Genomic DNA, 7,337 nt, shown 5'->3' on the forward strand with positions numbered 1-7,337 from the left:
GACCGGAGGCGCGTACGCGGCTGCTGTCCGGCGGCAACATGCAGAAGCTGATCCTCGGCCGGGTGCTGGAACGCTCGCCCGGCCTGGTCCTGGCCTGCCAGCCGACCCGCGGCCTGGATGTCGGCGCAGTGGCGGAGATCCATGGCAGGCTGCTGGCGGCGCGCGACCGCGGCGCCGGGGTGCTGCTGATGTCGGAGGATCTCGACGAGCTGTTCGCCTTGTCCGACCGTATCGCCGTGATCTATCGCGGTCGCCTCACCCGGCCCTGGCCGGCGGAGCACCTGACCATCCGCGCCCTCGGCCTGATGATGGCGGGGCAGGAGCCGGCCGATGCGGCTTGAGCCTCGTGAAAGAGCATCGCCGCTGCTGATGCTCGGCGCATCCGCCGGCGCCGCGCTGCTGGCTCTGTTGCTCTGCGCCATCCCGCTGCTTTGGGCCGGCGCGCCGGTGCTGCAGGCCTACGGCGTGATGATCCAGGGCGCCTTCGGCTCCCGCTTCGCCATCGCCGAGACCTTGTCCCGCGCCACGCCGCTGGTGCTGACCGGCCTGGCCGCCACCGTCGCCTTCCGGGCCAAGCTGTGGAACATCGGGGCGGAGGGGCAGCTCTATCTCGGCGCCTTGGCGGCGACGGCGCTCGGCTCCGGCGCGCTCGACTGGCCCGCCTGGGCCTTGCTGCCGCTGATCCTGCTGGCCGGCGCGGCCGCGGGTGGGCTGTGGATGGCGGGGCCGACCTTGCTGAAGACCCGGCTCGGCGTCGACGAGGTGGTGACGACGCTGCTGCTCAACTTCGTCGTGCTGCTGTTCATCTCGATGATGCTGGAAGGGCCGATGAAGGACCCGATGAGCATGGGCTGGCCGCAATCGGCGCCGGTGCTCGACGCCGCTACCCTGCCGAAGCTGATTCCGCGCACCCGCGTGCATGCCGGGCTGGTCGTCGCCGTGGTGGCGGCCGTGCTGGTCTGGTTGATGACGACGCGCACGACCTGGGGCTTCGAGATGCGGGCCACCGGCGCCAACCCGTCCGCCGCGCGCTTCGCCGGCATGCCGGTCGGCCGGGTGATGCTGCGCGTCGGCCTGATCTCCGGCGCCCTGGCCGGCCTGGCCGGGGTGGGGGAGGTGGCGGGGCTGAAGGGCTATCTCAGCCAGGATCTGTCGCCCGGCTACGGCTATGCCGGCATCGTCGTCGCCATGCTGTCGCAGCTGCACGCGCTCGGCGTGCTGCTGGCGGCGCTGTTCGTGGCCGCGGTCTTCGTCGGCGCCGACAGCATGAGCCGGGCGATCGGTGTCTCCAGCTACATCGCCAACCTGGTGGTCGCCACCTCCCTGCTGACGGTGCTGCTCTCCGGCATCGTCCTGCGCTACCGGGTGAGGTGGCGATGAGCGACGTCCTCGACATCCTCCTCGCAGCCAGCTTCTGGGCGGCGGCGCTGCGCATCGCCACGCCTCTCATCTTCGGCACGCTGGGCGAGCTGATCTGCGAGCGCGCCGGGGTGCTGAACCTCGGCATCGAGGGCATCTTCACCGCCGGCGCCATGGCCGGCTGGATGTGGGTGTATCAGGGCGGCGACCTGTGGACCGGCGTGGTCTTCGCCGCGGGGGTCGGGGCCGCCTTCGGCCTGCTGCACGCCCTGCTCACCGTGCCGCTCGGCCTGTCGCAGCACGTCACCGGCATCGGCGTCACGCTCCTGGCCGCCAGCCTGTCCTACTTCACCTACCGCATGGTGCTGCCCAACGCCTCGACCCCGCCGCGGATCGAGCCGTTCCAGCCGGTGGCGGTGCCCGGCCTGTCGGACCTGCCCTGGATCGGACCGGTGCTGTTCCAGCAGACGCCGCTGACCTATCTGGCGCTGGCTGCCGTCGCGATCACCGCCTGGGTGCTGTATCGCACGCCGCTGGGCCTGGCCCTGCGCGCGGTCGGCGAGAACCCGGCGGCGGCCGAGGCGCAGGGGATCGGCGTCGTCGCCATCCGCCTCGGCGCGGTGATGGCCGGATCGGCACTGATGGCGGTCGGCGGCGCCTTCCTGACCATGTCGGCCTTCAACGCCTTCTTCTTCGAGATGGTGGCCGGCCGCGGCTGGGTGTGCATCGCCCTGGTGGTCTTCGCCTCCTGGCGGCCCGGCAAGGCGCTGCTCGGCGCCCTGCTGTTCGGCGCCTTCGACGCCTTCCAGGTGCGGCTGCAGCAGCTCGCGGGCGGGGCGGTGCCCTACCAGATCTTCCTGATGCTGCCCTACCTGCTCAGCATCCTCGCCCTGATCGCCATGTCACGCCGCGCCGCGGTGCCGAAGGCGCTGATGGTGCCGTACCGGAAGGGCGAGCGTTAGAGCCCGGCCTGGAATTCGCCCCGGCGGCCGTCTGACGCCGTTTTCTCCGCTTCCGGTGCTCACGGACTCATGTCCGCTGCGCTCCGGTTCTCGAAAACGGCGCCAGCCGACTCACCGGAACGAATTTCAGGCCAGACTCTTAGACTGCGGCGCGCGCCCGTGCTAGGGAAGATGCGTTGCGAGCCGGTCGCAAATCGGGAGCATGGGAATGAGCGAAAAGCTGCGCCTCTATGTCGGTTACGATTCACGCGAGGACATCGCGTGGCAGGTCTGCCGTCATTCGGTGCTGCAGCACGCGTCGAAGCCGGTCGAGGTCACGCCGCTGAAGCTGCCGGAGCTGCGGGCCCAGGGCATCTACACCCGTCCGGTCGACACGCTGGGCTCCACCGAGTTCACCTTCAGCCGCTTCCTGGTGCCGGCGCTGGCCGGGTACCGGGGCTGGGCGGTGTTCTGCGACTGCGACTTCCTGTGGTTCGCCGATATCGCCGACCTCTTCGCCCAGGCTGATGACCGCTACGCGGTGATGGTCGTGCAGCACGACTACCAGCCGAAGGAGGCGGTGAAGATGGACGGCAAGCCGCAGGCCGCCTATCCGCGCAAGAACTGGTCCAGCCTGATGCTGTTCAATTGCGGCCACCCGGCGAATGCCGCGCTGACGCCGGAGGTGGTGAACCGCGAGACCGGCGCCTTCCTGCACCGCTTCCAGTGGTTGAGCGACGATCAGATCGGCTCGCTGGACACCGGCTGGAACTGGCTCGAGGGCTGGTACCCGAAGCCGGCGAAGGGTTATCCGCAGGCAGTGCACTACACCCGCGGCGGCCCGTGGTTCGAGAACTATCAGGATGTCGACTACGCCCAGGAATGGCGCGACGCCGCGGCGGAGGTGCAACGGCTGGGCATCCACGCCTGACCGAGGTTCTTTCGGAGGTTAGGTTTGCGGAGGCGAACCCAACGCTTCCCTTCCCTGTCATTGCCGGCTTGACCCGGCAATCCAGGGGCCACCCAGAACGGCATCGACATTTCCCGGATGCCCGGATCAAGCCCGGGCATGACAGTTATGGGGTGGTCTGAAGCTGCACCCGTCCCACCTATGCCGCCCCATCGACCACGCTCCGCCAGCCCTCGGTAATCGGCAGCAGCAGCGCGGCGGCCTGGGGCAGGAACTGGTCGGCGAAGAAGCGGGCATGGGCCAGCTTGGTCGCGGCCAGCGTGGGGTCGCTGTCGTCGGCGACGGCTGCCAGGGCCGCCCGCGCCATCAGCCAGCCGCCGGCGACCAGGCCGAACATCCGCAGATAATGCACCGCGCTGGCGGCGACGGCGGCCGGGGTGCCGGGCGCGGTCTCCACCACCCAGTCGGTCGCCGCCATCAGCGCCGCCAGGCTCTCCACCAGCCGGTCGCGTATCGCCGCCGCTGCCGGATAAGCGGCCAGCTCCGCCTGGGTGCGCGCCATCTCCTCGAACAGCTGCCGGGCGGCGACGCCGCCGTCGCGCGCGACCTTGCGGAACACCAGGTCGTTGGCCTGGATGCCGTTGGTGCCCTCATATATCGGGGTGATCCGGGCGTCGCGCAGGAACTGGGCGGCGCCGGTCTCCTCGATATAGCCCATGCCGCCATGCACCTGAATTCCGGTGGAGGCGACCTCACAGCCGACATCCGTACTCCAGCCTTTCACCACCGGGGTCAGCAGGTCGACCCGGGCCTGCGCCTTCGCCCGCTCGATCGGGTCTGGATGGCCGCGGGCGAGGTCCAGCGCGGCGCCGGCGCTGTAGGTCAAGGCCCGCGCCGCCTCGGTCAGGCAACGCATCGACAGCAGCATGCGGCGGACATCGGGATGCGCCGCGATCGGAGCGAGAGCGTCGGAGCCGATCGGCTTGCCCTGCACCCGGGTGGCGGCATAGGCCTCGGCCGCCTGGGTGGCACGCTCGGCGATCGCCACGCCCTGCAGCCCCACGGTCAGCCGGGCGTTGTTCATCATCGTGAACATGTACTCGATGCCGCGGTTCTCCTGGCCGATCAGGAAGCCGGTGGCGCCGCCGCCGTCGCCATAGGCCATGACGCAGGTCGGGCTGGCATGGATGCCCAGCTTGTGCTCCAGGCTGACGCAGCGCAGGTCGTTGCGCTCGCCCGGGTTGCCGTCGGCATCGGGCAGCAGCTTCGGCACCAGGAACAGGCTGATGCCCTTGATCCCCGCCGGCGCGTCCGGCGTGCGGGCCAGCACGAGATGGACGATGTTCTCGGCCATGTCATGGTCGCCATAGGTGATGAAGATCTTCTGGCCGGTGATGCGGTAGGTGCCGTCTGCCTGCCGCTCCGCCTTGGTCCGCACCGCGCCGACATCGGAGCCCGCCTGCGGCTCGGTCAGGTTCATGGTGCCGGTCCAGACGCCGGAGACCAGCTTCGGCAGATAGGTGCGCTTCTGCTCATCCGAGCCGTGCGCCTGCAGCGCCTCGACCGCGCCCTGGTTCAGCACCGGGCACAGGCCGAAGGCCATGCTGGCCGACTGCCACATCTCCGCCACCGCCATGGCCACCGCCCAGGGCAGGTCCTGGCCGCCCCATTCGGCCTCGAAGGGCAGGGCATTCCAGCCACCGTCGCGGTATCGGGCATAGGCCTCGCGGAAGCCGGGGGCGGTGCGCACCACGCCGTTCTCCAGCCTGGCGCCCTCGCGGTCGCCGACGGCGTTCAGCGGCGAGATCACCCCGGCCGCCAGCTTGCCGGCCTCCTCCAGCACCGCCTCGACCAGCTCCGGCGTCGTCTCGCTTTTGCCGGGCAATGCGGCGATGCGGTCCAATCCGACCAGATGCCGCAGCACGAAGCGCATGTCGGAGATCGGCGCGGCATAGGCGGTCATCTGACGACTCCCTCGCTCCCCGCTGGTGCGGAGTTTCCCTTTACGTAAAGGGGAGATTTCACTGAACCCGTGCCCAAATCAAGCCCCAGCCGCTTGTCGAGGAAGCTCAGGGCGCGGAGCTCGGCATCGTCCACCGGGGTCCAACTCGGGCTCAGCACCGGCGGGGTGGTGATCGCCTGGGCCCGGTCCAGCATCGCCGTGGTCGGGGCGGTGAAGTCGAAATTGTGCTGCATGCCGGGATAGACGATCAGGCTGACCGCGGCGCCTTTCGACAGCCAGGCGTCGAACAACGTGTCGCAGGCCGCGGCCGGGGTGACCGAGTCGGCCGCGCCCATCAGCACCAGGAGCGGCGTGTCGCCGACCGGCTGGGTGTTGGTCATGTACTGGTCGCAGCGGGGGTAGAGGGCGATGGCCGCGGCGAAATGTGGGGCGGTCTTGGCGATCAGCGCCGTCCGCATCGTGGCCGTGGTGGCGACGGCGGTGGTGCCTCCCTGCGACCAGCCCAGCACGGCGATCTGCTTGGGATTGATTTCCTTGCGGGTTTGCAGGTATTCGAGGGCCCCGACCGCGTCCTTCACGCGCAGCTCGACCGGGATGGTCTGCAGTCCGACCGAAACGATCTCGCGATAGCCGCGCGGGGTGTAGCTGTCGACCAGGAACATGGCGTAGCCGCTGGCGGTCAGCCGGGTGGCCCAGCGGTCATGCGCCGGGGCGTAGCCGCCGGACCCGTGCAGCCCGACCACGGCCGGGAAGGGGCCTGTTCCCTGGGGCAGGAACAGCCGTCCGGTGATCACCTCGCCGGACAGGCTCTTGAATGTCACCGCCTCGGCCGGGGCCATGCCCTGGCCTCGGGCAGGCCGGTGCAGAACCGGCGCCGCAGCCAGCAGCAGGAGGACGATGCACAGGCGCAACATGCTCAATCCGCTTCTCCGTGCGGCAGTCTTTCACGACTCGGTTTTCCAGGGAACCTCGTCCTGTATGAAGCGTTCCCCAGATGCATCGCCTCGTCGCGCCGATGCAGCCGGAGTGAGGAAATGACCGCACAGAAGCCGGCACGGGACGTTCGGATCGATTTCTTTCGTGGTCTCGCGCTGATCATCATCTTCATAAACCATACACCCGGGAACATTGCAGGAATGTTCACGCCGCGGATGTATGGGCTGAGCGATGCGGCGGAGATCTTCATCTTCCTGGCCGGACTGTCCTCGGCCATGGCATTCGGCCGCAGCTTCGACAGGGCCGGGTTCCTGGCGGGCCTGGGCCGGGTGGCGCAGCGCGTCTGGCAGCTCTACCGCGCCCATATCGGCCTGTTCATCGTCATCTGCGGCGTCATCGTCATGGCGAACCGGATGTTCGCCGAGCCGAACTACATCTCTCGCCTGGGCATCGACCGGTTCTTCCAGGACCCGGGCGGGTCGCTGGTGGCGCTGCTGTCGCTGCACTATGTGCCGAACTACTTCGACATCCTGCCGCTGTACATGCTGCTGCTGGCGGCGATCCCGGTCCTGGTGCTGCTGGCGCGGATCTCGCCGGCCCTGGTCGTCGCCACTTCGGCGGTGCTGTATGTCGGCGCCATCGCGGGCGACTGGAACCTGGTGGCCGACAGCACGACCGGCCGGGGCTGGTTCTTCAATCCTTTCGCCTGGCAGGTGCTGTTCGTCGCCGGCTACGGCTACGGCGCCGGCTGGTTTGAGGTGCCGCAGGCGACCCGCGGCCGCATCACCGCGGCGGTGGTTTACCTCGTCTTCTGCGCGGCGCTGGCGCTGTCGCTGGTGCGGCTGGACGGCGGCCTGTTCGCCGGCATGCGCGACATCCTCGAGCCGCTGGCGCGCAAGACCGATGTCGGGCCGCTGCGCCTGCTGCACTTCTTCGCCCTGGCCTATGTGACGATGTCGCTGCTGCGCGCCGCGCCGGGCCTGATCACCCCGCAGCGGGCGGAGCCGGTGGCGCTGATGGGCCGGCACTCGCTATCGGTGTTCCTGCTGGGCATGGCCCTGTCCTTCATCGGCGGCATCGTGCTGGACCAGAGCGGTGCCGGGCTGCTGCCGCATCTGGCGGTCAATCTCGGCGGCATCGCGCTGCTGTGGATCTGGGCCCGCGGTGCTGCCTGGTTCAATGGCCAGCCCTGGAAGACTGGCCGCGGCCGGCCGGCCGCGCCGGTGCC

The 7,337-nt window shown here is 69.5% G+C and carries 6 protein-coding genes and 1 pseudogene; 5 read left to right on the forward strand and 2 right to left on the reverse strand.

What is annotated here, in order from left to right; genetic code table 11:
* The 4 genes and pseudogenes from P409_RS39070 to P409_RS21140 form a co-directional block, all read left to right on the forward strand.
* A pseudogene (locus tag P409_RS39070) lies at positions 1-341 on the forward strand (ABC transporter ATP-binding protein); the annotation flags it as partial.
* On the forward strand, positions 331-1,380 hold the full coding sequence (locus P409_RS21130; RefSeq protein ID WP_034843262.1) for an ABC transporter permease: 1,050 nt from the start codon (positions 331-333) through the stop codon (positions 1,378-1,380). The pseudogene P409_RS39070 and the gene P409_RS21130, both read left to right, overlap by 11 nt.
* Entirely contained in the window at positions 1,377-2,321 is a 945-nt protein-coding gene (locus P409_RS21135; RefSeq protein WP_034843266.1) for an ABC transporter permease, read from the forward strand. Before P409_RS21130 ends, P409_RS21135 begins: the two co-directional genes overlap by 4 nt.
* A 208-nt stretch (positions 2,322-2,529) precedes the next feature.
* On the forward strand, positions 2,530-3,231 hold the full coding sequence (locus P409_RS21140; protein WP_034843269.1) for a hypothetical protein: 702 nt from the start codon (positions 2,530-2,532) through the stop codon (positions 3,229-3,231).
* A gap of 178 nt (positions 3,232-3,409) precedes the next feature.
* Here P409_RS21140 and P409_RS21145 read toward each other — a convergent pair whose 3' ends face one another.
* Both P409_RS21145 and P409_RS36330 read right to left on the reverse strand, forming a co-directional pair.
* Positions 3,410-5,173: an acyl-CoA dehydrogenase gene (locus P409_RS21145; protein WP_034843272.1), complete on the reverse strand. Its 1,764-nt coding sequence runs from the start codon at positions 5,171-5,173 to the stop codon at positions 3,410-3,412.
* Entirely contained in the window at positions 5,170-6,087 is a 918-nt protein-coding gene (locus P409_RS36330; RefSeq protein ID WP_052121070.1) for a dienelactone hydrolase family protein, read from the reverse strand. Before P409_RS36330 ends, P409_RS21145 begins: the two co-directional genes overlap by 4 nt.
* A 120-nt stretch (positions 6,088-6,207) precedes the next feature.
* Between P409_RS36330 and P409_RS21155 the strand changes: the two genes are divergently transcribed.
* A partial coding sequence (locus P409_RS21155) for an OpgC family protein (protein WP_034843277.1) occupies positions 6,208-7,337 on the forward strand: 1,130 nt, incomplete at its 3' end.

The organism is Inquilinus limosus MP06, assembly GCF_000767795.1.
GTDB lineage: Bacteria > Pseudomonadota > Alphaproteobacteria > DSM-16000 > Inquilinaceae > Inquilinus > Inquilinus limosus_E.